This window comes from Pseudonocardia sp. CA-107938 (genome assembly GCF_050936315.1).
Lineage (GTDB): Bacteria > Actinomycetota > Actinomycetes > Mycobacteriales > Pseudonocardiaceae > Pseudonocardia.
Map to the genome: position 1 here is coordinate 5,982,506 of NZ_JBNJNA010000001.1, position 23,785 is coordinate 6,006,290.

20 protein-coding genes and 1 pseudogene are annotated in these 23,785 nt (G+C 70.7%); 11 read left to right on the forward strand and 10 right to left on the reverse strand.

What is annotated here, in order from left to right; all coding sequences use genetic code 11:
• Positions 1 to 265 precede the first annotated feature (265 nt).
• The 7 genes and pseudogenes from ACQEVB_RS29635 to ACQEVB_RS29665 all read left to right on the forward strand — a co-directional run.
• Complete coding sequence (locus ACQEVB_RS29635; RefSeq protein WP_432978279.1) at positions 266 to 472, forward strand: helix-turn-helix transcriptional regulator; 207 nt, start codon at positions 266 to 268, stop codon at positions 470 to 472.
• A complete protein-coding gene (locus ACQEVB_RS29640; protein WP_432978282.1) occupies positions 469 to 1,716 on the forward strand; it encodes a tyrosine-type recombinase/integrase in 1,248 nt (415 codons plus the stop codon). Before ACQEVB_RS29635 ends, ACQEVB_RS29640 begins: the two co-directional genes overlap by 4 nt.
• Before the next feature lie 199 nt (positions 1,717 to 1,915).
• Complete coding sequence (locus tag ACQEVB_RS29645; RefSeq protein ID WP_432978285.1) at positions 1,916 to 2,554, forward strand: DUF3846 domain-containing protein; 639 nt, start codon at positions 1,916 to 1,918, stop codon at positions 2,552 to 2,554.
• Between the two features lie 554 nt (positions 2,555 to 3,108).
• Positions 3,109 to 4,284: a trypsin-like serine peptidase gene (locus ACQEVB_RS29650; RefSeq protein ID WP_432978288.1), complete on the forward strand. Its 1,176-nt coding sequence runs from the start codon at positions 3,109 to 3,111 to the stop codon at positions 4,282 to 4,284.
• Positions 4,285 to 4,776: 492 nt separating this feature from the next.
• A complete protein-coding gene (locus tag ACQEVB_RS29655; protein ID WP_432978291.1) occupies positions 4,777 to 5,907 on the forward strand; it encodes a tripartite tricarboxylate transporter substrate-binding protein in 1,131 nt (376 codons plus the stop codon).
• A 115-nt stretch (positions 5,908 to 6,022) separates the two neighbouring features.
• The gene (dctA, locus tag ACQEVB_RS29660; protein ID WP_432978294.1) at positions 6,023 to 7,393 is read left to right on the forward strand and encodes a C4-dicarboxylate transporter DctA; all 1,371 of its coding nucleotides are present in this window, start codon (positions 6,023 to 6,025) and stop codon (positions 7,391 to 7,393) included.
• A gap of 157 nt (positions 7,394 to 7,550) precedes the next feature.
• Positions 7,551 to 7,781, forward strand: a pseudogene (locus ACQEVB_RS29665) (IS3 family transposase); the annotation flags it as partial.
• Between the two features lie 189 nt (positions 7,782 to 7,970).
• Here the strand turns inward: ACQEVB_RS29665 and ACQEVB_RS29670 are convergent.
• Positions 7,971 to 9,251, reverse strand: a complete 1,281-nt coding sequence (locus tag ACQEVB_RS29670) for an MFS transporter (protein WP_432978297.1) — start codon at positions 9,249 to 9,251, stop codon at positions 7,971 to 7,973.
• 169 nt (positions 9,252 to 9,420) lie between these two features.
• A complete protein-coding gene (locus ACQEVB_RS29675; protein ID WP_432978300.1) occupies positions 9,421 to 10,527 on the reverse strand; it encodes an acyl-CoA dehydrogenase family protein in 1,107 nt (368 codons plus the stop codon).
• Positions 10,528 to 10,770: 243 nt separating this feature from the next.
• Between ACQEVB_RS29675 and ACQEVB_RS29680 the strand changes: the two genes are divergently transcribed.
• Complete coding sequence (locus tag ACQEVB_RS29680) at positions 10,771 to 11,973, forward strand: FAD-dependent oxidoreductase (RefSeq protein WP_432978303.1); 1,203 nt, start codon at positions 10,771 to 10,773, stop codon at positions 11,971 to 11,973.
• On the opposite strand, the gene ACQEVB_RS29685 is transcribed toward ACQEVB_RS29680, so the two are convergent.
• The 3 genes from ACQEVB_RS29685 to ACQEVB_RS29695 form a co-directional block, all read right to left on the reverse strand.
• Positions 11,974 to 12,801 carry a 2-keto-4-pentenoate hydratase gene (locus tag ACQEVB_RS29685; protein WP_432978306.1) on the reverse strand — a complete coding sequence of 276 codons (828 nt, stop codon included), beginning with the start codon at positions 12,799 to 12,801 and terminating at the stop codon, positions 11,974 to 11,976.
• A 39-nt stretch (positions 12,802 to 12,840) separates the two neighbouring features.
• Positions 12,841 to 13,182 (reverse strand): non-heme iron oxygenase ferredoxin subunit, encoded by a 342-nt coding sequence (locus ACQEVB_RS29690; RefSeq protein WP_432978309.1) that lies wholly within the window; start codon positions 13,180 to 13,182, stop codon positions 12,841 to 12,843.
• A 253-nt stretch (positions 13,183 to 13,435) separates the two neighbouring features.
• Positions 13,436 to 14,275, reverse strand: a complete 840-nt coding sequence (locus ACQEVB_RS29695; RefSeq protein WP_432978312.1) for an IclR family transcriptional regulator — start codon at positions 14,273 to 14,275, stop codon at positions 13,436 to 13,438.
• A gap of 424 nt (positions 14,276 to 14,699) precedes the next feature.
• Here ACQEVB_RS29695 and ACQEVB_RS29700 point away from each other — a divergent pair, with 424 nt between their 5' ends.
• The 3 genes from ACQEVB_RS29700 to ACQEVB_RS29710 all read left to right on the forward strand — a co-directional run bounded on the left by ACQEVB_RS29700 (position 14,700) and on the right by ACQEVB_RS29710 (position 18,387).
• Positions 14,700 to 16,403, forward strand: coding sequence for an FAD-dependent monooxygenase (locus ACQEVB_RS29700; protein ID WP_432978315.1), 1,704 nt, complete (start codon positions 14,700 to 14,702; stop codon positions 16,401 to 16,403).
• Complete coding sequence (locus ACQEVB_RS29705; RefSeq protein WP_432978318.1) at positions 16,400 to 17,791, forward strand: FAD-dependent oxidoreductase; 1,392 nt, start codon at positions 16,400 to 16,402, stop codon at positions 17,789 to 17,791. The genes ACQEVB_RS29700 and ACQEVB_RS29705 overlap by 4 nt, the downstream gene beginning before the upstream one ends.
• 419 nt (positions 17,792 to 18,210) lie before the next feature.
• On the forward strand, positions 18,211 to 18,387 hold the full coding sequence (locus tag ACQEVB_RS29710) for a hypothetical protein (protein ID WP_432978320.1): 177 nt from the start codon (positions 18,211 to 18,213) through the stop codon (positions 18,385 to 18,387).
• Positions 18,388 to 18,414: 27 nt separating this feature from the next.
• On the opposite strand, the gene ACQEVB_RS29715 is transcribed toward ACQEVB_RS29710, so the two are convergent.
• From ACQEVB_RS29715 to ACQEVB_RS29735, 5 genes are all read right to left on the reverse strand, one after another.
• Positions 18,415 to 19,611, reverse strand: coding sequence for a CaiB/BaiF CoA transferase family protein (locus ACQEVB_RS29715; RefSeq protein ID WP_432978323.1), 1,197 nt, complete (start codon positions 19,609 to 19,611; stop codon positions 18,415 to 18,417).
• Between the two features lie 226 nt (positions 19,612 to 19,837).
• A complete protein-coding gene (locus tag ACQEVB_RS29720; protein WP_432978326.1) occupies positions 19,838 to 20,683 on the reverse strand; it encodes an IclR family transcriptional regulator in 846 nt (281 codons plus the stop codon).
• Positions 20,684 to 20,776: 93 nt separating this feature from the next.
• Positions 20,777 to 21,625, reverse strand: a complete 849-nt coding sequence (locus tag ACQEVB_RS29725; protein ID WP_432978328.1) for a mycofactocin-coupled SDR family oxidoreductase — start codon at positions 21,623 to 21,625, stop codon at positions 20,777 to 20,779.
• Between the two features lie 119 nt (positions 21,626 to 21,744).
• Positions 21,745 to 22,533, reverse strand: a complete 789-nt coding sequence (locus ACQEVB_RS29730) for an enoyl-CoA hydratase/isomerase family protein (protein WP_432978331.1) — start codon at positions 22,531 to 22,533, stop codon at positions 21,745 to 21,747.
• A 62-nt stretch (positions 22,534 to 22,595) separates the two neighbouring features.
• Positions 22,596 to 23,765: an acyl-CoA dehydrogenase family protein gene (locus ACQEVB_RS29735; RefSeq protein ID WP_432978334.1), complete on the reverse strand. Its 1,170-nt coding sequence runs from the start codon at positions 23,763 to 23,765 to the stop codon at positions 22,596 to 22,598.
• Between the last annotated feature and the right edge of the window lie 20 nt (positions 23,766 to 23,785).

Below are 23,785 nucleotides of genomic sequence, written 5' to 3' on the forward strand. Positions count from 1 at the left end.
CGGCTTGCGCCGATCGGGTGGAATCGCCGCTGCTGATCCAGCGGCGGCGATCCACCGGACGATGTCGCGGTGCCCGACGCTGATCTCCGTCCCGGGCAGCGACGCGAGCCTCGACCGCATGCCCGTCGCAGCTGCGCCGAAGCCAGGTCAGCCGCGGTCCCGACATCGCGTGCCCACTCAGCCGGACACGCGTCAGCCACGGGCCGGGTCACCGGCGTGCGGACGGTCGGTCGACGTGGATGTTGCGTCGGGCGCGGGAGACCAGATGAGCGTTGACGAGCGATGGCTGAGCACGCACGAGGTCGCCGCAACGTTGGGCGTCGATCCCTCGACCGTGCGACGGTGGCGCTCCACCTGTCCCCCGCAAGGCCCGCCGTTCGTGAAGGTGTCACCACGCCGGACGATCTACAGCGCCACCGACCTCGAGACCTGGCTGCGCTCGCGCCGCGTTGATCCGGCAGGCCCATCATGAGCACCCGTCCCGTCGAGCTGCCGGTCGGGGTGGCGATCCGCGACGACATCGAGCACCGACCGGACCGGCCCACGCCCTACCGGGCGCGGCTGAGGTGGAACGATCCCCTCACCCGCCAAGTGCGGACGAAGTCGCAGTCCTTCGCCACCGTCGACGAAGCGCAAGCGTGGATCGACAGACTGCTGCGCCTGGCCCACGGTGGCGTCGACCCGGTCAACGCCACATTCACCCTGGCCGAGTACGGCGATTCGGTGATGCCCTTGGCGGTACGTGGCCTGGAGTCCAAGACCCTCGACCCCTATCTCGCCGGCTGGCACAAGCGAGTCGTGCCGAGCCTGGGCCACATCAACGTCTCGATGATCACCAACGGGTTGGTCGACCGGGCCGTGCACGCTTGGATCACCGACGAATGCAGCCGCTCGACGGTCAAGAACAGTCTCGCCATCCTCGTGCGAGTGATGGAACAGGCGGTGCGGGACGGGATCATCGACCGCAACCCTGCCCGCGTCACCGGCTGGCAGCGCGACTACCAGCAGTTCGAAGACGAACTCGACGACCCGCGTGCGCTCGCACTGCCCGACTGGGCCACGTTGGTCGCCCTCGCCGACGAGTTGGTAGCCCGCTCCACTGACAACTTCTCGGCCTGGGGCGAAGTCGTGATCTTCGCCGCGTGCACCGCGGCCCGGATAGGGGAGGTGTCCGGCTGCCGGGTACGCGACATCGACACCGACAGGTGGATCTGGACGGTGCGTCGTCAAACCACGCCGTCGCCGGGTGGACTGATGGACAAGGGGACGAAGGGCAACCGAGCTCGCGCCGTGCCGTTGATCGCCGAGATTCGCGAAATGGTCGAGCGCCGAGTCCACGCCGTCGGGCACCGCCCGGACGCGCGGTTGTTCACCGGCCCGCGCGGTGGGCGAATCGCCACCGCGGTTCTGCGTGACGCGACGCATTGGGATGAGGTCGTCGCGGCACTGGGCTACGAGCACCTGCGGCGGCACTCACTGCGTCACACCGGCTTGACCTGGATGGCCGATGCCGGGGTTCCCGTCCATGTTCTGCGCAAGATCGCTGGGCACGGCAATATCACGACGACCCAGCGTTATCTTCATCCGGACGCAGCGGCCATTGCTGCCGCAGGGGACTCTCTCACCACCTACCTCAACGCGCCTCGTATTCCCGCCCACCGGCATCTCCGCCCGGTGCGCTCACCTCGCGACTTCGCTGCCGGGATCCAACGTTAGTGATTTACGTAGGTCAGCGGTCGAGCCCCGGCGCCTATCTCATCCGTGAGACCACGGCCGGGCCACGACGTGGACGACCTGGACCTCAACCGTCGCTTGCATGACCAACTCTCTTTCACAGCCACACTCGCATGATCATGAACCCGGGATCTCTGCGACGACTACCCCCGACCAGAATTCGGGTCCTGCCGACCGATTCATGGTGGTCCTCGGGACGAACGATGAAGCGCCCGTCATCGAACGGATGCCCACCGAACAGAACCTGCTCCAGTCGCTGTACGACCGGATCGGCTGCCGGACAGTGGACGTCGTCAGCCTCCGCATCAACGGTACCGATGTCACGGCGTGGGTCGATGACGAAGGCGCGTTCACCCAGCGGGAACGCATGAATGCGCAGGCCATGCGGCTGGTCGCGACGCTCGGACGACCCGGATTGATGCTCTTCGGGACCATGGTGATCACCGGGGGCGCTGACCATGACGGCAATGCCCTGGGCTTGCCCAAACACATCGCTGACCAAGTTGCCGCGCATGCGACCGACAGCAGACGTGGAGTCGACCGCCTCATCCTCAGGGCCCTGATCATGAACGGAATGCCGATGTTGGCGGTCGAGCGAATCGCCGCGAATTTGGGCCAAAGCAGGCTCCGCGCTGGCACGTCGCAGAACCCTGCCCCCGCCGTGGATCAGCCTCGGCATGCCGAGCGTGGCGCGGGCGACGGCCAGGTTCCGACAACCGATGATCGGCACCGCAACCCGCGAATGGCGTCACGGCCACACAGACAGGACCCGACGCCGCGGCACGGGAATGGCCCGACCGCAGGCCCCGGTACGTCCTGAGCAACCGGGCCGGCGCTGATCGCGATCTTGCCACGAGCAGCGTTCCGGAGTGTGAGGCGCGGGCTGTCGCGACGACGTGCTGCTGGTTCGTGGTCTGGGAGTACGAGGCGACCACAGCGTGACCACGCGTGGGTGGTCAACCTGGTCACGACGTGCGCCGCGGCACGTGCACCCCCTTGGCGACAGGCGAACCGGCGAGCGCCCGTCGCGAGCACAGCGGCCTCCGTGGTCACGCGACCCGCTGTCACGACCACGGGTTCGCCGACACCGATCGACACAGTTCGCCCGGTGATCAGCACAACAGAGGTAAGCCATCGTCGAACAACGGGGCGAACAGCGCACCGCATCGATCGGGGGGTCAGGTAGTGAATTCTCTGTCCAATCGAGGTCCGCAGATCGCCAGGGCGCTGCTCGCCGTCATGGTGGCTGGGTCATCGGTGGCGTCCTGTGGGGCTGCAGCCGTCGCATCCGGCGGTCCCGCCGCGCTACCGCGCCAGGCCGCAATGGTTTCGCCGAACGCATCCAATCCGGGGAACAGTTTGATCGACCCTGCGATGCTGGAGTCGGCGCAGCGGTCGATCGTCGGTGTGGTCACGATCTGGAAGGAGCCGATCGACCCGCTGTCTGGACTCTTCGCCCCCTACAGCGCCGTTTCACCGGACTCCGGCGACCAGTCGCACATTCCAGTGGTGTCGTTCTGCACGGGGTGGTTCGAGGCAGCGGACACGATCGTCACCGCGGGCCATTGCGTGGATCCGAAGGAAGGTCGGCTGGCGCTGGGTCTGAACGGCCCGCTCCAGGTCGATCCCGAGACAGGGATGCCGGCACCGTTGCCGCCGGTTCGGCCGGACCCGGAGCGGACGGTATTCGTGTTCCAGCCGCGCGAGCTGGAAGGGCGGGTGATCACGGCGCCGACCGAGGTGCGGGTCCACAGTTTCCGATCGGCGGAGGAGGGCGATACAGCGAAGCTGGAGGTTCACGGGCTCCCTGCCGGTCACCCGTTGCCGATCGCGGAAGAGGCGCCCTTACTGGGCGAGCCGGTGACGTCCATCGGCTTTCCGGGGATCAACATCAGCCAGACCGACGGTGTCGAGCTGGATGCGTTGATCAGCGGCAAGAACCCAGCGGAGGTGTTGCAGGACTCGCGCCTGCAGCCGGTCTCGTCCTCGGGCACCATCACCGCCCGGCAGTTCCGCCACGGCTCGGCGGTGTTCCAGACCAATGCCGACGTTGCCACCGGGACATCGGGCGGGCCGACGATCAACGCCCGCGGCGAAGTGCTGGGCGTGAACTCGATGATGAGCATCTCGTTCACCGCGCAGAACTTCAACATCATCACGGACACGGGAATGATGCGGGAGTTCCTCGGCAAGGAGTCCCTACCTGGCGATAGCAATGAATCGGCCGGCGACCACGACCCGCCCGCATTCCCGACGGGCCCGTCGGCCGATCCGTTGCCTAATCCGCCGACAAAGGCGCCGTCGGAGCCACAGCCGATGCCCGCCCCCGCGCTCGGTGGTTCTGTCGCTTCGCCGCCGACGCCGACGCCGATGATCGAGAACGTACCGGTCGGTTGGTTGATCGGTCTGCCAGCCCTGGGTGCGCTCGCGGCCATCGGGATCTCGTGGTTGGCTCGTCGAACGCGGTTCCGTCGGGCTGCTGGGCCGAGCGCTGGCGCGACCGACCAGCCAGAACCCGACGCGAAGATCGTTCCCGAGCGGACAATGTAGACGCCATTCCGCGACGTCACTGCCTACGATCCCGGATCTTGCGTCCTCCTGAGGGGGCGCAGGGTCCGGGATCCTGGCGTTTCGGGGAACAACCCCGTTGGCCTTGGGCACTCCGCGGGCATCGACGCGAGATCCCGCGGGGCAGTCGCTCAGTCGGCCGTCGGGTAGATGCGTCCCGGCCGAACGCTGCGCGGCGGCTGCTCGGCTCCGTCGATGTACCAGGCAATGGAAGTTCGCGTGCCGAGCTCGTCGACGACGAATCGCGTCACGCTCGCGGCAAGTGGCTGTGTCAACCAGAAGTGGCCCCGGAGTTCTTCTCTGATCTGGCCCCACCGGTGGTGCGCGACGGGTCGGGTGTTCTTCTCTGATCTGGCCCCACCCGCTGTTGCGGGATCTGTAGCTGGGCTTGCTCGGCGGCGGCGCGGGCGTCGGCGGCCATCTGCCGGACTTGGCGGCTGTAGTCGTCGACGCGGGTCCGCTCGGGCGGTCGCGGTGCTGCACCCGCTGGGCCGGATCGAGGTCGAGGTCGAGCTGGCCGAGCGGGACGGCGAGACGGTGATCGAGCGCGCATCGCTCGTCCGCACCGCCCGCAAGATCCTCCAGGGTGAGCTGCACCTGCCCGACCACGTGTTCTCGGGAGGTGCGCGAAGCGCCGGCCCAGCGGGCCGAACGGTGCGCTCCGACCGGTCCCGGCCCATCAGGCTAATCGTCCCGACCCCGGCGGCGGGGGCCAACGACGTGATCGCCAGGGCGATCGCGCTCGAGCTCGGACCGCTCCTCGGCCGGCCGGTCGTCGTGGACAACCGGCCGGGCGCGAACGGCGGCATCGCGAGCGAGCACGTGGCCCGCGCGACACCCGACGGCGACACCCTCCTGCTCGGCTACGTCGCCACCCACGCCATGCACCCCGCGCTGCAGAACGTCGCGTACGACCCGGTCGCCGACTTCGCGCCCGTCGGACTGATCGGGCACTCCCCGACCGTGCTCGTCGCAGGCTCCGCAGTCCGCGCGCGGACGGCCGCGGAGCTGGTCGCGCACCTGCGGGCGAACCCCGCGGCATGCACGTACGCCTCCGCCGGGGAGGGCACGGCGCCGCACGTCGCCGCCGAGCTGTTCACGCTCGCCGCAGCCGTCGACATCCCGGGCGTCACCTTCGCCGGATCGTCCGCCGCGATCAACGCCGTCGTCACCGGACGGACGCAGCTCATGTTCTCGAGCCTGTTCACCGGATATCCCTGGATCGCCGGCGGTCGGCTACGGGCACTGGCACTCGCCGGACCCGACCGCGTCGCCGCCCTGCCCACCACCCCGACCCTGCACGAAGCAGGTGTCGACGGCGTGGACGTGACCCAGTGGTACGGGCTCTTCGCCCCGGCGCGGACTCCCGCCGATGTCGTCGGCGACGTCAACGCGGCGCTGAACCAGATCCTCACCAGGACCGACTCGGCCGGACTCATCGCCTCCCGCGGGATCGACGTGCGACCCGGCACCCCGGACGAACTCGGCGCGCTCGTCGTCCACGAACTCGCGAAGTGGCGGCAGCTCGTCGACCATGCCGGTCTCGCTGCCCGCCGGTGGCCGACCACGGTCCCGATGTCCGACATGTCCCTCTCGGGAGGGTGAAGCAGAGCTTCAGGGCTCTGTTCATCGTCGCGATGGTGCTGACACCACCGCCCCGTCATTCTGAAAAGAACTTCGGCTCACGCACTCGGCCGCGTCGTCAAGGGAGACACTCGCCATGCTCAAGAAAGCGTTGAAACTGCTTTACGTGCAAGTGCTGATCGGTGTCGCACTCGGCATCGCGGTGGGGTTCTTCTTCCCCGATTTCGGGGCCGGACTCAAGGTCGTCGGCGATCTGTTCGTGCGCGTCGTGAAGATGATGATCGCCCCGATCGTCTTCTGCACCATCGTCACGGGCATCACGTCGCTGACCGACTCGCGCAAGATCGGGCGGACGCTCGGCAAGTCGCTGGGACTGTTCTACGTCCTGACGATCCTGTCCCTGGTCATCGGCCTCGCCGCCGTGCTGCTGATCCAGCCTGGCCACGGCATGCACATCGACCCGGCGCACCTCGACGCCTCGGCGGCCGCCACCGCGACCAAGGGGGCGCCGCCGGACTCCTTCGCAGAATTCATCCTGCACATCGTCCCGGAGACCTTCTTCGGTGCGTTCAGCGAAGGGCAGGTGCTCCCGGTGCTCCTGCTCGCGGTGCTCTGCGGATTCGGGCTGAGCAAGATCGGCCGGGCCGGTCTGGCTGTTCTCAACGGCATCAACAGCTTCTCGCACCTGCTGTTCGCAGTCTTCGGCTACCTGATGCGCCTCGCCCCGGTCGGCGCGTTCGGCGCGATGGCGTTCACGGTCGGCAAGTACGGCCTCAAGTCGATCGGTTCGCTCGGCCTGCTGATCGCGACGTTCTACATCGCCTGCGCATTCTTCGTGATCGTCGTACTGGGGATCCTCGCCCGGACCCACGGCCTGCGCCTGTGGCAGGTGCTGCGCTACTTCCGGGAGGAGCTGCTGATCGTGCTGGGCACCTCGTCGAGCGAGCCGGTCCTGCCGCGGGTGCTGATGAAGCTCGAACGGCTGGGCTGCAGGCGCGGTGTCGCCGGCCTGGTCCTGCCCACCGGCTACTCGTTCAACCTCGACGGCACGGCGATCTACCTGACGCTGGCGTCACTGTTCATCGCCCAGGCCTGTGACATCACGCTGTCATTCGGGCAGATCGCGGCGATGCTCGGACTGATGCTGCTGACGTCCAAGGGCGCCGCCGGCGTCACCGGCAGCGGATTCGTCGCCCTGGTCGCCACGCTCACGGTGTTCCCGAGCCTGCCCGTCGCCGGCGTCGCCCTGATCGTCGGCATCGACCGGTTCATGTCCGAGGCCCGGGCCCTCACCAGCACGATGAGCAACATCGTGGCCAGCCTCGTCGTCGCGAAGTGGGAGAAGGCCGTCGACGAGCAGACCCTCGCCTACGAGCTGACCACCGGCTACAAGCACACCGAGGAGGTTCTCGAGCACGGCGGCGACATCCTCCAGGACGACAGTGACGGTGACGACGACCACGTCGAGGTCGACGGTCGCCGGTCCGAGGTCGCCGCCGCCACCTGAACCGCAGACCGCCGGGCGCCCTGGTTCGTGAAGACGCAGCCGCGCCGGTCTGCGGCGCGGTGCCCGGCGGTCCACCACCGGCCTCTCCTGGCGGGTGCACCGGCCAGGAGGCCGGAGCGGCTGCGGACGCCGAGCCAGCCCTACGGGGCCGCTGCCACTCCGAGCCGTCCACGACCAGGACAGCACCTGCGGCGCGCCACGGATCACCGCCGAACTCAACGACGGCGTCCAGCCCGGTGCGCGGGTCGACCACAAGCGCGTCGCGCGGGTGCTGCGCGCGCACGGTATCGCCGGCTGTCGGCGCTGCCGCCGGGTGCGCACGACCGTGGCGCAGCCAGCGGATCAATGGGTGCCCGATCTACTCGGCCGCGACTTCACCACCGGCCGCGCCTCACCGTCGCGAGATGTTCACCGCTGTCGAGTGGGTGGTCACCTGCTCGACGCCCCGAAGCGACCCACGCTCCGAGGTCGGCGAGCCGCAGCGCGCACGCTCGCCCGATGCCCCGGGCGCCGCCGGTCACGACGGCAACCGCACCGCTCAGTTCCTGTTCCCATGGTCGCTCCGCGCTGCGCGCCCTCAGAGCGCGACCAGGTCCCGGTCCTTGGTCTCCCGCAGGAAGATCAGGGACACGACACTGATCGCGACGGTGGCCGCCATGAACAGACCCATCGCGACCACGCCCTGGCCGTCGGCACCGATCACCGCCGTCAGCAGCGGCCCCAGCGCTCCACCGAGCATCGCCGCACCCTGGTAGGCCACCGCAGTGCCGGTGAACCGCACCTTCGTGGGGAAGAGCTCGGAGTACAGCGCACCGACCGTGCCCAGCACCGCGCCGTAGAGCAGACACCCCTGCACGATGTAGAACAGGGCGATCAGCCAGACGTTGCCGGTCTGGATCGCCGGGAACAGCAGGAACGACGTCCCCAACATCGCCACGACCGCCGGCACGTAGATCTTCCGGCGCCCGAAGCGGTCAGACAGCCGCCCGTAGAGGGGCATCAACGCCAGATTGATGACCGACACCGCGATCAGGATGTTCAGCATCGCCTGCCGGGGCACCCCCGAGAATGTCGTTGCGAAGGTGATGGCGAACGTCGAGAAGATCGAGTAGATCGTGAACGGGCCGACGTAGATGCCCACCGCGAGCAGCGTGCGCTTCCAGTGCGACCGGACCAGCTCGGCCACCGGGACCGAAGCGACCTCCCCCTCCGCGCGCGCGATCTGCTCCGCCGGCGACGCCTCCAGCTTCGTCCGCATCCACAACCCGAGAACCAGCAGCACCAGGCTGGCCAGGAACGGGATCCGCCACCCCCACGACAGGAACTGTTCCTGGGGCAACCCGGCCAGCAACGAGAACGCTCCGGTTCCCACGAGGAAGCCCGCACCGGAGCCCATCGCCGTCGCACTGCCGGAGAGCCCCCGACGGTCCGGGCGGGCCGACTCCACCGACAGCAGGACCGAACCCGCCCACTCGCCCCCGACCGCGAGGCCCTGGACGACCCGCAGCACGACCAGGAGCACCGGCGCCCACACACCGATCTCCGCGGGCGTGGGCAACAGCCCGATCAGGATGGTCGCCACGCCCATGAGCACCAGCGTCGCGATCAGCGAGTTCTTCCGGCTGAACCTGTCCCCCCAGTGACCGAAGAGGATCCCGCCGATCGGCCGGGCGAAGTAGCCCACCGCCAAGGTGCCGAACGAGGCGATGATCCCCACCGACGGCGGCATCCCCTTGAAGAAGACCGGCGCGAAGACCAACGTGGCCGCCGTCGCGTAGATGATGAAGTCGTAGAACTCGATGGTGCTGCCCAGGAACGCGGACAGGAACGCCCGCCGCCGCTGGGTCGGGGACGCCACCGGGGTCTCCGCGGGACTCGGCTCGGCGGCCACACTCTCGGGAACGGACACGGAGTACCTCTCAGATCGACGGTGACGCGAGGGGTTGATCGGGACGGCGTGCCCGACCCCGACTGTCGACCCCGCTACGTCCTGACGGGAACGGGCGCGGCCGACGCGGTGGGCCTCCCTAGAGCGCAGGCTGGAAGGCCGACCGCAGGAGGTCGAAGTCGCAGACCGCCAGCGCAGCTGCCGAGCGGTACCACAGCTCGACCGGGTGGTCCTTGATGAACCCGTGCCCGCCCAGCACCTGGACCGCGTCGCGGGTGGACTGGGTCGCTGCCTCGGCAGCGCAGCTGACCGCCTCGCTCACCAGCTCCGATGTGGTGTCGTCGCCGGCGTCCAGCCGGGATGCGGCGTCGTGGATGGAGTGCCGTGCGGCCGACAGCCGCATGACGGCCTCGGAGAGCAGGAACGAGACCCCCTGGAAGCCGACGATCGGCCGGCCGAACGCTACCCGATCCTTCGCGTAGTCGGCGGCGTACTCGATGGCCCGCTGCGCGCAGCCCACCAGCACCGCAGCGGGCACGAGCCGGATCCGCTCGACCGAGCACGCCAGCGCCGCCGGCTCGGCATCCCCGCCGCCGACCAACGCCGTGACGGGCACGGTCACGTCCAACTCGAGCGTCGCGGTCGGGACGGCACCGAGGGCCAGTCCGGGCGGGTCCGGGATGACCGCGACGCCAGGGGCGTCCCCGGCAACGAGCACCGCGCGCAGGCCACCCCCGTCCGGATCGTTCCCGACCACGACGATGTCGGCCGCCTGGCTCGCGAACGCCACGCTCTCCTTGCGACCACGGACGCGGATCCCGTCCGCGTGGACCGCAACGGTCGTCTCGTACTCGCGCGGGCTGCGCCCGAACCCCTCGTAGATCGCCACGCTGCCCCGCCAGGCGGCGTCGACGCTGCGCAGGGTCTCCCGCTGCTCCGTCGTTCCGTGCGCACCGACGAGGAGCGCCGCGGCCCCGCTGCGGAGAGCGGCAAGCGCGATGCCGGGGTCGCCGTGGGCCAGGTTCTCGGCCGCAACGACCTCCTCGAGCGCCGACAACACACCGCCGCCGCCGAGTGCCTCGGCGATCGGGGTCGTGAGGCCGGTGCCGAAGACGGTGTCCCACACCTGCGGCGGGACCCCACCGGCCTCGGCCTCGCGAGCCGCGGGTCCCAGCACCTGCAGCCCGACCTCGCGGGCCAGGCCTGCCAACTCGGCGAGCTCTTCGGGCCAGTCCAGGTTCGTCATCGCTCCTCCTCGCCGCAGCGGTCAACATCCGCTGTGCGGGGACACGGTGGCGCCCAGGATGTCTCTCGACAACACCGCGTTCCGTCCCCCGGGACTGCCGGTCGGCGCGCCCGCCGAGGCGCTGGTTCCGGTGGCCGGACCCGCACACTGACGACGACGGCACCAGCACCTACCGTGGCGGCAGTCGTCCCGCGCGGCCGATCACGTCGGTACGGCACGCGGAGCGGTCTGGGAGGTGGGGGCGTGCGGGAAACAGGAGTGGTCGTCGCGGGCGGGGGCGTGGTCGGCCTCACGACGGCGCTGGGCCTGGCCCGGGCCGGTGTGGAGGTCACGGTCTACGACGATGCGGCCGTCGCCCCGATGGGCACCGCGGACGCGGTCTACCACTGGTCGGTCCTCCCGGTGTTCGCCGGGTTGGATGTGCTCGACGAGCTCGTGGCCGCCGGGACCACGTCTGCCCGGTGGGCGTTCGTGGTGCCCGAGCGGGATCTGCGCTTCACGCTCGACCTCGAGGTCCTGGCAGACGAGATCGAGCACCCGTACCACTTGACGGTCCAGCGCGACGTGATCGTCGCGCACCTCGTCGGAGCGCTGGCCGCGCATCCGTCGGCGCGGTTCGTCCGCGGCACGGCGGTGACGGGCCTCGCCCAGGATGCTGGCGGTGTCACCGTCGAGCTCGACGGAGCGGAGGGACCGGACCAGGTGCGGGCGGGCTGGATCGTCGGGGCGGACGGGGCCGGTAGCCGCGTCCGTCAGTCACTCGGGCTGGGCCTGGCGGGCCACACCTGGCCGGAGCGACTGGTGTCCACCACGATCGGGTTCGATCTCGCCGAGCTCGGCGGCCCGCCCTACCAGTCGTGGCTCGGTGCCCTCCAGCCCGCCGTGGCCAACCTGATCCAGGCCGGCCCCGGGGTCCCCACACGCTGGCGGTTCGCCTACCCCGAACTCCGTACGCTGCCCGAGGAGACGGTCGACGCCCGGATGGCGGACGTGTTCGAGGCGATCCTGCCCGACGGTGCGGATCCGCTCGTCGTCGACTGGTCGGCCTACCGGATGCACGAGCGCGTGGTCGAGACCTTCTGCCTCGGACGGGCGCTGCTGGTCGGCGACGCCGCGCACCTGACCAATCCGACGTCCGGCCTCGGAATGGCGACCGGCCTGTTCGACGCCGCGAGCGTCGTCGAGCACCTCCCCCGGGTCCTCGACGGTGCAGATCCGGTGCTGCTGGAGCGCGCCGCGCAGGAGCGTCGGGCCGTCTTCTGCGACCAGGTGTCCCCGGCGTCGGCCGAACGGAAGGACCTGCTCTTCCACTCGGCCGCGACCGGTCGGCTCGACGCGCGGATCGAGTGGCTGCGCGAAACCGTCACCGATCGCGACGCCGCACGGTCCCTGCTCCGCAAGGAGAACCGCCTCGTCCGGGAACAGATCGGCCTCCGCGCCCGGTGATCAGGTCCTGGTGAAGGCCGCCTGCACTGTTCCCAGTCCGCCGATCTCGGCGGTGTAGCGCCCGCCCGGGCTGACGGGGACCATCTGCCCCAGAGCCCCGGACAGCACGATGTCCCCCGCCATCAGGGGCGAGCGGACCGCGTGGGCCGCCCGGGCGAGCCACGCCAGTGCGGCCACGGGGTCACCGAGGCAGTCCGCGCCGCGGCCCCGGCTCACCACCGACCCGGCGCCGTCCGTCAGCCGCATCTCCAGTGGCCGCAGGTCGACGTCGCTGAGTGGGACGGCCTGGGCGCCGATCACGAACAGACCGCTGGAGGCGTTGTCGGCCACCGTGTCGGCGAAGGTGATGTCCCAGCCCGCGATCCGCGAATCGACGATCTCCAAGGCCGGGCTCATCGTCGCGACGGCCGCCCGGACCTGAGCGAGCGTCGGCTCGGCCAGATCGAGATCTGCTCCGAGCCGGAATGCGATCTCGGCCTCGATGCGGGGCTGGAGCAGCCGGCCGAAGTCGATCGGCTCGTCTTCGGAGCAGCGCATGGAGGTGAACAGGAACCCGAAGTCCGGCTGGTCCACGCCCAACTGCTGCTGGACCGCCGGCGAGGTCAGCCCGATCTTCCGGCCGACGATCCGGGCGCCGTGGTCGAGCGCCTCCTCCGTCAGGAGGTCCTGCACCGCGTACGCGGTCTCCAGGGAGGTGTCCGGCAGGATGTCGCGCACCGGCGCGCACGGCGTGCGGGTGCGCGCGGCCTCCGAGAGCCGCAGTGCGGCCACCCGGATCGGGTCCCTCACCGCCTCCTCGGACATCGGCGTGACGGGCTCCGCGCTCACGGTTCCACCGCCGCGCCCCAGCCGGGGGCCGCGGCCGACTCACAGCAGCACGTAGACACTGTCGCCCTCGATCTCCAGCGGGTAGGTGCGCAGCGCGATCGTCGCCGGGAGGCACAACGCCGCCCCCGTCCGGACGTCGAACCGCGCCATGTGCAGGGGACAGATCACCTCGTTCCCCTCGAGATCGGCATCCTCCCCGAGCGACCACTTCTCGTGGCTGCACGTGTCGGCGGTCGCGTGGAACTCGCCGTCCTCGGTGCGGTGGACCGCAATCGGCTCGGCGCGGTGCAGGGTCATGGACGTTCCCGGCTCCAGCGCGTCCACCGTGCAAGCGAAGACCCGCTCTGCCGTCGTCGCGCCCGCCGGGTCCGAGCGTGTCATCGCGCGCCTCCTCGTTCAGTCGTGGTCGTTCGAGTGTCGAGGAGGTCGGCCGCGCTGCGAAGGCCCCGTCTCAGCCGCCGGAACCAGGGCCGGGCGATCTCCGTCATCGCAGATCGGGATGCCATGACCAGTACTTCGCGGTCGCCCCGCCATCGACCGTGGCACTGGAACCGGTGATCATGGAGGCGGCGTCGGCCGCCAGGAGGACCCGCGCAGAGCGATGCGCCTGGGCCGCCCCGGGACCCGGTCGACGTCACGAGACGGCGGCGCGCGGCAGTTCGTGCCACGAGGGGTCGGGAAGGAGCCTGGCGATCCGGGTGGCCGCCTCGATGGCCTGCGCTCCATAGGACCCGAGGCGTCCGTCGATGCCTCCTGACACGACGCTGGGCACGGACAGCGAGACCGCAGCCCGCGCCGTGCCGTCGATGAGGACGGGCGCGGCCACGCACACCATCCCGTGGCAGGCCTCCTCCGCCTCGGTGGCGTAACCGAGGCGCTTGATCTCAGCGAGCTGCGTGGCGAGTCGCCCGGGCCCAGTGACCGAGCGAGGGGTGGCGCGGGCGAGCGGCTCGTCGAGAACGGACGCGACGACCGCCGGATCGGAGTGGGCGAGCATGGCCTTCCCCAGCGCGGTGCACGTCGCCGGGAACCGGCCACCCACCCGCGACGGCAGCCGGGTCCCCGCCGGCTTGCAGATCTTGTCCAGGTACAGCACGTTGCTCCCGCACAGCACCGCCAGGTGCACCGCGACCGCCTGGGACCGCTCGAACAGCCACGCGAGCGGCCGGCACGCGACCTCACGGAGCTCGCCGTACTCCGACCACCGAGCCACCTCGCTCAAGCGGAAGAACAAGGAGCCGACCCGGTACTTGACCCCGACCCGGTCCACGAAACCGCCGGCCTCCAGCGCCTTGAGCAGGCGATGCGCAGTGCTCTTGGGCACTCCGATCATCTCGCCGAGCTGCGTGACCCCGAACTGCGGTTGCGCAGACTCCGCCATCGCCGCGAGCAACGCGAGTGTCTTCGACGCCGACGAGGCGCTCAGCGCCACCTCGGCCAGAGCCACCCCTGCGCCGCCGGACCGTTCCGCCATTCGGTCTGCGCTGACCAACATGTCCGCTCCCGTCCTCGGGCGCCCACCCCCGACGGCCGCCGCACCTCCATGTGACCCGTACGACACTGAGCAGTCCGCACGACGGCGGGAACCATGTGTTCCAGCCACCGGGACCACACGATGCCCGCGCCGCCGCGCCGCAGGCGTTCGCATCGAGGTTCCGGCCCCCAGAACCCGGCCTCGTCCGGGCAGGGCGCCTGCGCGGGGATCTGCCCCTTCGAGGCGTTGATCGCCGTCGCCGAGCTACTGGAGTGGAAGCACGGATGCCGACCTGTTCGCCCTGCAGGACGGGCCCGACGACATCGTCCGGCCACCGCAGGACCGGCCCGCGCGGGTCGATCACCGGTTCCGCCCGCCGGGACGGGCAGTTGGTCGCCGGCCGTGCACAGGTAAACCTTGCCCCGTGACCACAACCCCCTCCCTCGTGCCTGCCGACGCAGACGTCGTCGTGGTCGGGGCCGGTCCGACCGGCTTCGCGCTCGCCATCGACCTCGGCCTGCGCGGTGTGCGCACCGTGCTGCTGGAGCGTGATCCCGGGACCAAGCCGTACCCGAAGATGGACCGGTCCAACGCCAGGACGATGGAGATGTACCGCCGCCTGGGCATCGCCGGACGCGTGCGATCCCTCGGCTACCCGCCCGAGGCGTCGATGGACGTCTTCGTGGCGAGGACCCTCTCCGACCCCGAGCTCGTGCGCCTGCGCTATCCGTCCGTCGCCGAGCACCGGGCCCTGATCGCCGAGTGCGCGGACGGATCCGAACCACTGGAGCCCTACCAGCTCGTGTCCCAGAACGACCTCGAGCCGCTCCTGCTCGAGGTGGCACGCACGACCCCGAACGTGACTGTGCACTTCAGCCACGAGCTCATCGGCTTCGAGCAGGACGCCGACGGGGTGAACGTGCAGATCCGCGACCTCGACGGTGCGGAGCACGGCGTGCGCTGCCGGTACCTGGCCGGGTGCGACGGCGGCCGCAGCACGGTGAGACGCCGCCTCGGCATCGCCCTCGCCGGCCAGGGCGGGCTCTCCGAGCTGCGCCAGATCTCCTTCCGTTCCGAGGGTCTCTACGAGGCCATCCCCATCGGGCAGGGCCGGCACTACTACCTCACCGGCCCGGAGAACGCGACCTTCGTCGTGCAGGGCAGCAGGCGCCACTTCACCCTCAACGCCGTCCTGCCGGCAGACGCCGACCTCGAGGCAGAGGTGCGGTCACGGATCGGCGGCGAGCTCGGGCGGACGGTCGACGTCGAGATCCTCTCCTGCCTCGAGTGGAAGCTGCACCTGCTCCTCGCCGAGCGCTACCGCGACGGTCGGGTGTACATCGCCGGCGACGCCGCGCACCTGGTGATCCCCACCGGCGGGCTGGGCATGAACACCGGTGTCGGCGACGGACTCGACCTGAGCTGGAAGCTCGCCGCGGCCCTGGCGGGGTGGGGTGGGCCCGCCGTGCTGGACTCCTACGAGACCGAGCGGCGACCGGTGGGGGCACGCAACGTCGAAGCCTCCGGCTGGGCGGCCGCGGGGATGATGATGTGGCGCGACGCCTGCCCGCCCGAGATCAACGACGACGGGCCCGAGGGCGCGGCCGCCCGTGCAGTCGTCGCCGAACTCGCCGAGGTCGAGCAGCGCCGCGTGCACGAGATGCTGGGAGCCGAGCTGGGGTACACCTACGCCGGATCGCCGCTGGTCGCCGAGGAGCCCGACAACCCGCGAGAATGGCCGATCAGGCACTACGTGCCGCACACCCGTCCCGGTGTCCGCATCCCCCACCTCTGGTTGGCAGACGGCCGAGCGGTCCAGGACGTCCTCGGCCGCGGCTTCACCCTCCTCGATCTCACCGGCGCCGCCGACACGTCGTCGCTCGCGGCAGCCTTCGCCGAGCGCGGAGCCCCGTTCGAGGTCGTCTCGACGGACGACCCGCACGCCCGGGACGTGTACGGCTGCGGGCTGCTGCTGGTGCGGCCCGACCTGCACGTGGTGTGGCGGGGCGACCGCCCGCCCACCGATCCCCGGGCGCTGGCGTCGACCGCGACCGGGAACGCCGTCGAGCCGTACCGCAGTCCCCGACCCACGGGCGCAGCGCCCGTTCGATCCGGAGCATCGGCGTGAGCGCGTCCGGCATGCCGGACGGTGTCGACGTCGTCGTGGTCGGCGCCGGGCTGGCGGGAGCGGCGGCTGCGGTGACGGCCGCCGAGGCGGGTTGCACTGTCGCGGTGCTCGAGAAGTGCGCGTCGCCGGGCGGCTCGTCCGTCCTGTCGGGAGGCGGGATGATCCTCGCCGGAACGCCCCTGCAGGAGCGCGAAGGCGTGGACGACGACCCGGAGCAGCTGCGGGCCGACATCCTGGCCGCTGGCCAAGGTCGTAACGACCCCGAGGCCGTCGAGGCCTACATCGCCAACCAGGCGGAAGCGGCGCGGTGGCTGGAGGAGTGCGGGGTCGAGTGGACGCTCGTGAGCAACCCCGGCGACGCGCGGCGCCGCCTGCACTCCACCACCCGCGGCTACCTCGTCCCGTTCCTGCTGGACCGACTCCGGCACCTGCAGCCTGATGCCGTGCGCACCGAGACGGCCGCCCGCCGGCTGCACACCGACCCGAGCGGGCGGGTCGTCGGCGTCGAGGTGGAACGGGCGGGGTCGCGGCACACCGTCACCGCGCGTCGCGGAGTGGTGCTCGCCTCCGGCGGGTTCGGCCGCGACGCGGAGCTGTTGGAGACCTTCGCCCCGTCCTGGGCCGGCGCCGTGCCGATGAGCGGCCCCGGCAGCACCGGCGACGGGCTGCGGATGGCCTGGGCGCTCGGCGCCGGGCTCCGGGACATGGCCTGGGTGTCGGCATCCTTCGGGGCCTCGCTGGCGCACTACCCCGACGTGTCCCCGCACCCGGACGACCGGCCGCGACTGCTGTACCCGACCATGGCCGGGGCGATCGTGGTGAACCGTGAGGGCAGGCGCTTCGTCGACGAGTCGTGGAACTACAAGCGCGTCTCCGAGGTGTGTCGCAACCAGCCCGACGGGGTGGGGATCATGGTCTTCGACCAGAAGGTCATGGACCGCTCCGTGGTCGAGCCGCAGCCGCTCAACTGGCGCAGCGGGCTCGACGACGGCACCGTCCGCGCTGCGGACACCGTCGAGGACCTGGCGAAGCTGCTGGACGTCGTCCCTGAGGTGCTCGTCTCCACGGTCGACGACTACAACCGGCACGTCGCGGACGGGAGCGATCCGGACTTCGGCCGCCCGCTGTCGGGTCTGGCGCCGCTCGACACGGGCCCCTACTACGCCTTCCCCTGCGGCAACGGCCTCACCACGACCTACTGCGGGATCCGGGTCGACGCGCGACTGCGCGTTCTGACCGTCTTCGGCGAGCCGATCGAGGGCCTCTACGCCGCCGGCGAGGTGGTGGGCGGTTTCCACGGGGCGGGCTACCTCAGCGGCACGGCACTGGGCAAGGCGCTGATCTTCGGCCGCACCGCGGCCCGGGACCTGGCCCGAGGAGTGAGCTGAACGGCCCGCTGGTCGCGGTCTCCGCGTGTCGGAGGCCCCGTCGGCGGATCTCGCCGACGGGCCCTCGCGCATGGCAGACCGCCCCGGTCAGCCGGCGTCACCCACCCGCGCAGCCTCCTGCGCAGGACCTTCCCGGACGCGTTGCGCGGGAGCAAGCACTGCTGCTGGAGCCGGGGGGACATCGGAGCCCCACATAGCCGATCCTGTCCAGGCTGGACAAGTCCGATCATTCCGCAGTCCGCGAGTCGGTTCGCGACCTCCGGCCGTATCGCATCCACCGAGGCCGGCTCGGGCCACCCCGTCGTCCTCCTGCACGGGAGCGGGCCCGGCGCGACGGGCTGGAGCAACGTCAAGAACAACATCGAGGCGCTGGCCGAGAGGTACCTGGTGCTCGCCGTCGACGGATCCGCGAGATCGCGGTGCCGATGCTGTCGGTGCACGGCCGCGACGACCGCGTCGTCCCGTCAGAGCAGCATCCGCTTGGTCAAGCAGGTGGCCGCCGTCCGGCTGCTGCTGAGGCGGTGCGGGCGCTGGGCCATGATCGAGCAGCCCAGGAGTTCAGCCGCGCGGTGCGCGACGTCGTCGCGAACAACTGAGGTCGGCTTCCGATCGGGACCGGTAGCTCAGCGCTCCTGGTCCCGTGCAGGCCAGGCTCCGGGCTGCTCGGCGAGCGCGGCGAGCACGTCCGCGGTGTGCTGCCCTACCCCAGGAGCACCGACGAGGGGCCGGCCGGGGCTTTCGTGGAAGTCGACAGGCGTGGAGACCTGCCGGACGACCCCGTAGGTCTCCTCGACCTCGACGAAGGCGCCGGCTGCCGTGGCCTGCGGATCGGCGAGGATGTCGTCGACTGTGTTGACGGGAGCCCAGAGCAGGTCCGGTTCGGTGGTCAACAGCCTTGTCCAGTGGGCCAGATCGCGGCGGGCGAAGATCTCGTCCAGCTCGCCGATCAGCTCCCGGCAGTGCTCGGTGCGTGCTGCCTGGCTCACGTAGCGCGGGTCGTCCAGCCAGTCGGTCCGGTCCAGCAGCTTGGCGAGGATCGGCCACGCCCGGTCGGGCGCCGGGTTGATCAGCCACAGCCGGCGGCCGTCGGCGGTGGCGTAGTTGTTCCACAGTGGGTTGAACAGGGACTCCCGCTGCGGGAACTCGGGGTCGTCGTCGCGCATGAGCTTCGTGTTGAGGTCCGCGGCGATGTGGTAGGCGGCAACACGCAGGAGGGACGTGGACACCAACTGCCCCGCACCGGTCCGTTCCCTCTCGAACAGTGCTGCGCTGATCATCGCGGCGGCGGTGACTGCGGTCTGGTGGTCGCCCATGGCGGTGCGCTGGATGGGCGGGGCCTGCCCCGGCACGGTCAACAGACCGGCGACCCCGCCGCGGGCCCAGAACGCACCGAGATCGAATCCGCCGGCCCCGGCGTCGGGCCCGGTCATCCCGTACGCCGTGATGACGGCGTAGACCAGGCGCGGGTTGCGCGCACGAACGGACTCGGGATCGAGACCGAGTCGCGCCAGCCCGGCGAGGCGCACGTTGGTGACGAAGACGTCCGCGGCGTCGAGCAGCGCCAGCATGCCGGCGCGCCCCTCGTCGGACCGGAGATCCAGGACGGCGCTGCGCTTGCCCCGATTGTCCGGTCCGAAGTGCGGGTTCACCTCGGCATCGGGTTGCAGCACCGCGGCGCTGGCCGCCCGGAGCGGGTCACCTCCGGGTGACTCGATCTTGATGACGTCAGCACCCCAGTCCGCCAGCATCGAGCCGGCCGCCGGAGCGGCCACCCAGATCCCCAGCTCGACGACCTTCACGCCCTGCAACGGTCCGTTCACGGCTCTCCTTCACTCCATCGTTCCCCGGACGCCCAGCACCGACCTGCCGGGGACGTCGCCCTCGGCGGGTTGCGTGGTGGAACGGCCTGCCGCCGCTCACGGCTGCGTGAGATCCGGGTTCTTCGTGGTGGGCTGGGCGCGCATCACGCGAGATCGGCCCCAGCGTCGCAGAAGCGCCGGGCGTCGAGAACGGGTCGTTCCGCGACCCGAGACGGACGCCGAGAAGCTACTCGCCGGTGGTCGCGGCGGACCCGGGCCAGCGCTGGGCCAGGCCGGACATCCACCGCAACCGGTCCGGGGTGAGACCGAGGCGGAGGTCCCGGGCGAGGGCGGCCGCCGTCTCGCGAACGGCGCGGGAGGTGTTCGGCTCGGCCGGCGCATCACTCGGGAAGGCGACGGAGAGCGCTCCCACTGCGTATCCGTTGACGATGATCGCGGCACCGAGTCCCGAGAAGCCCAGGTGGTACTCCTCGACCTCGAGTGCGATGCCGTCCCGCCGGACCTCGCGCAGGGCGCGGACGAACTCGGTGGCGGAGGTCTGCGATCTCTCGGTCAGCGCGGACAGCCGCGACGGGAGGAAGAGCGCGAGGTCGTCGAGCTCCTCGTGGGCCAACAAGGCCTTGCCCACAGCGACGCAGTGCGCCGGCACCCGCGCGCCGATCGCGATGGGCGGCGAAGGGTGCCCGACCCCCTCCAGCTTGTCGAGGAAGACGACGTCGAACTGCCGCAGGACCGCCAGCTGGACCGCGTAGCCGGTCCACCGGTTCAGCGCGTGCAGAGCGGGCACGGCCTGGTCCCGCAGGCTGACGGCCGGGCTGACCGCACCGATCCGCAGCATGCTGAGACCGATCTTGTACTCGGCTGGCCCATGGTGCTCGACCACGTCGAGCTCGACGAGCCGGCCCAGCAGCCGGTGCACGGTCGACTTCGGCAACCCGGACGCACGTGCGATCTCGGAGAGGGTCATGACCCGGTTCGCCGAATCGAACGCACGCAGGATGTCGAAGGCCTTCGACAGGATCGACGGTGCCTCGGGAGCGGGGTTCCGCTGCACGTTGTCCGTGGGCCCCATGCTTGTTCTCCGGTTCCCTTCGGCCCGGCCACCCTAGCGAGTCGACAGCGCTCGCGGCACCTCCTCGCCGGTGCAGTGAGCAGCGCGGGCCGATCAGGGCACGACCGTACCGCCGTCCACCGGCAACGCGACGCCGGTGACGTACCGGCCGGCAGGAGAGACGAGCCAGGCGATCGCCTCCGAGACGTCCCCCGGCTCCACGTAGGGGTTGCGCATCGGGGTCATCGCTGCGGCCCGCTTGAAGAACTCCTCGTCCGAGGGCTCCGGGTCGCCGGGCACGTAGAGCTTGCGAATGCCCTCGTTGTCGAACATGGGGGTGTTGCAGTTGCCAGGCATGATCGCGTTCACCCGGATCTGGTGGCGACCGAGCTCCTTCGCCAGGGTGCGGACGATCCCGAGCACGGCGTGCTTCGATGCGACGTAACCGCCCAGGTTGGTGATGCCGCTGACCGAGGCTGCCGAGCCGGTGAGCACGATGCTGCCGCCGTCACCCTGCTCGATCATGATCGGCACCGCGGCCTTGACGGTGTGCCACACCCCCACGACGTTCACGTCGATGACGTTGCGGAACTCGTCCTCGTCGAGCAGCCAGGTCCGCTTGTAGTCGTGGAGGATCCCGGCGTTGCCGAGCACGATGTCCACCCTGCCGAACCTGTCCAAGCCGGCCCGCAGCGCCGCGTCCACCTCCTCCTGGTCGCGGACGTCGCCCTCGACGGCGACCATCTCGCTGCCCGCCTCCTTCACCCGGCGGGCGGACTCGGCGAGGTCGTCGGGGGTGGACATCGCGAACGGCACCGTGTCGATCTGGCGGACCAGGTCGAACCCGATGATCCGGGCACCGGCGCGGGCCAGGCGGACCGCGTGCGACCGGCCCTGCCCCCGAGCAGCCCCGGAGATGAACGCGACCTTTCCCTCGAGCGCCTGCTCACCCGGTGTCGCCATGTCGACCCCTCATTCCGTTCCTCGGTTTCGTTGCGTCGGCGCTGCCGACGGGTACGGGGACCGCACCATCACACGTCGGGAAGCCGACCTCTCCCGACGTTCCGGCTGCCGGAACGACGTCACAGCGGATCGTCGACCACGGCGGCGAACTTCGGGGACCGCTTCTCGGCGAAGGCGGCGAGTCCCTCGCGCGCGTCCTCGCCGACGACGAGGCCGGCCGCGGCCTCGAGCTCGAGCTCCAGGCCGCGCACGTCGAGGGCCGGTCGGCTCATCCGCTTCATGAACGCCAGCCCGGGCTGGCTGCGTCCGGCCATCTTCTCCCCCGCCGCCCAGGCGCTCTCGTCGAACTCGTCGTCGGCGAGCACCTCCTGCACGAGCCCCACCTCCGCGGCGCGGTCGGCGGTCAGGATCTCGCCGGTGTACATCAACCAGCGCGCCACCCGGGATCCGACGGCATCGGGCAGTCGCTGGCTGCCCCCGCCCCCGGGCACCAGCCCGAAGTTCGCGTGGACGTCGCCGATCCGCGCCGAGCGCCGCGCCACGATGTAGTCGCACGCGAGCGCCAGTTCGAGTCCGCCGGCCAGCGCGAGGCCGTTGACGAGGGCGACGATCGGCTTGGGGCAGTCCTCGAACGTCGCGAACGCCCGGTGCCATGCGGCCACCCAGCGACGGAACCTGTCCGCGGTCGCCGTCACCGTACGGGCCTCCACCAGGTCCGCGCCTGCGCAGAACGCACGACCTGCGCCCGTGATGTGCACGACCCGCACGGAGACGTCCCGACGGGCGTCGGTGACCGCGTCCGCCAGACCGGCCACGAGCTCCGTGTTCAGCGAGTTCATCTGGTCCGGGCGGTTCAGCGTCAGCCGCAGGACCCCTCCCCGCTGCTCCCGCAGCACCAGTTCTTCCACGATCTGCGCCTTCCGATGTCGGTGCCTTGCTCGACGGCGCGGGCTCCGGTCGCCCGCGGCGTTCACCGTCCATCTCGCGGGTACGGCAGGAAGTCCCGGCCGAAGAGCTCGCGAGCGATGATGATCTTCTGGACCTGGGCGGTGCCGTCCGCGATCTCGACGGCCAGCACGTCGCGCAGGCGCTGCTCGTGCGGGTACTCGCAGGAGTAGCCGTAGTGCCCGAACTGCAGCAGGCAGTCGTGGATCGCCTGGGAGGAGTAGAGCGGACCGACCCACTTGGCCATCGCGGCGTCCGCCGTGTGCGGCTCGCCCGCGGTGCGCTTGGCGAGCGCCCGGTAGCAGATCATGCGGGCGAGATCGAGGTGCGTGGCGTGCTCGGCGAGGGGGAAGGAGATGCCCTCGAACCGCGCGAGCGGCGATCCGAACGCGGCGCGCGACCGGACGTGCTCCACCGTCTCGTCCAGAGTGGCCTGCGCTGCTCCGATCGCCGTGAGCGCCAGCAGCGGCCGGGTGAAGTCGAAGTTGCGCATGACCGTGCGGAACCCGTCGCCGACGTTCCCGATGAGCGCGTCGCCGTCGACGTCGACGTCGGTCATGGCGATGGTCCCGCGCCCGACGGGGAGCCAGCCCGGGTCCTCGATCGCACCGGTCCGCACACCCCGGTGATCCATCCGCACCATGAAGGCCGACACACCACCGGCGCCGAGGGCCGGATCGGTGCGGGCGAAGATCACCGCGGCCTGGGCGAACGGAATGGCCGTGATCGAGGTCTTCTCCCCGTTGAGCCGCCAGCCCGTCGCGGTCCGCTCCGCAGTGGTGCGCATGGCCCCGGCGTCGGATCCCGAGCCGGGCTCGGTCAGGCCCAGAGCGACCATCGTGTCGCCCGCCACGAGCCCGGGCATCCACTCCTGCAGCATCGACTCCGACGCGTGCTCGCGCAGGATCGAGGTGATGATCAGCGGCGGCAGCATGCAGTTCGCGATGTTGAAGTCGGCGTAGGCCAGTTCCTCCATCGCCAGGCCCGGGGCCGTGAAATCCGGCTCGCCCTCCCCGCCCCAGTCCGGGCCGGCGAGCAGGCCGAGCAGTCCCAGCTTGCCCAGCTCGCGCTGGCAGTCCCAGGGGAACTCCGCCACCCGCGCGCGCGCCAGGTAGCCCGGCGCCAGTTCCCGCCGGGCGTACGCGCGCACCACGTCCCGCAGGTCCCGTTGCTCCTGCGTGAGCCCGAAGCTCATGGAGTCCCCTTCCCGACGAC

Coding starts and splice junctions, on each gene's coding strand:
- ACQEVB_RS29720 (WP_432978326.1), bottom strand. CDS start 20,683: ATGGGGCCCACGGACAACGTGCAGCGGAACCCCGCTCCCGAGGCACCG.
- ACQEVB_RS29725 (WP_432978328.1), bottom strand. CDS start 21,625: ATGGCGACACCGGGTGAGCAGGCGCTCGAGGGAAAGGTCGCGTTCATC.
- ACQEVB_RS29695 (WP_432978312.1), bottom strand. CDS start 14,275: ATGGCGGAACGGTCCGGCGGCGCAGGGGTGGCTCTGGCCGAGGTGGCG.
- dctA (WP_432978294.1), top strand. CDS start 6,023: ATGCTCAAGAAAGCGTTGAAACTGCTTTACGTGCAAGTGCTGATCGGT.
- ACQEVB_RS29675 (WP_432978300.1), bottom strand. CDS start 10,527: ATGACGAACCTGGACTGGCCCGAAGAGCTCGCCGAGTTGGCAGGCCTG.
- ACQEVB_RS29640 (WP_432978282.1), top strand. CDS start 469: ATGAGCACCCGTCCCGTCGAGCTGCCGGTCGGGGTGGCGATCCGCGAC.
- ACQEVB_RS29635 (WP_432978279.1), top strand. CDS start 266: ATGAGCGTTGACGAGCGATGGCTGAGCACGCACGAGGTCGCCGCAACG.
- ACQEVB_RS29690 (WP_432978309.1), bottom strand. CDS start 13,182: ATGACACGCTCGGACCCGGCGGGCGCGACGACGGCAGAGCGGGTCTTC.
- ACQEVB_RS29650 (WP_432978288.1), top strand. CDS start 3,109: ATGCTGGAGTCGGCGCAGCGGTCGATCGTCGGTGTGGTCACGATCTGG.
- ACQEVB_RS29735 (WP_432978334.1), bottom strand. CDS start 23,765: ATGAGCTTCGGGCTCACGCAGGAGCAACGGGACCTGCGGGACGTGGTG.
- ACQEVB_RS29645 (WP_432978285.1), top strand. CDS start 1,916: ATGGTGGTCCTCGGGACGAACGATGAAGCGCCCGTCATCGAACGGATG.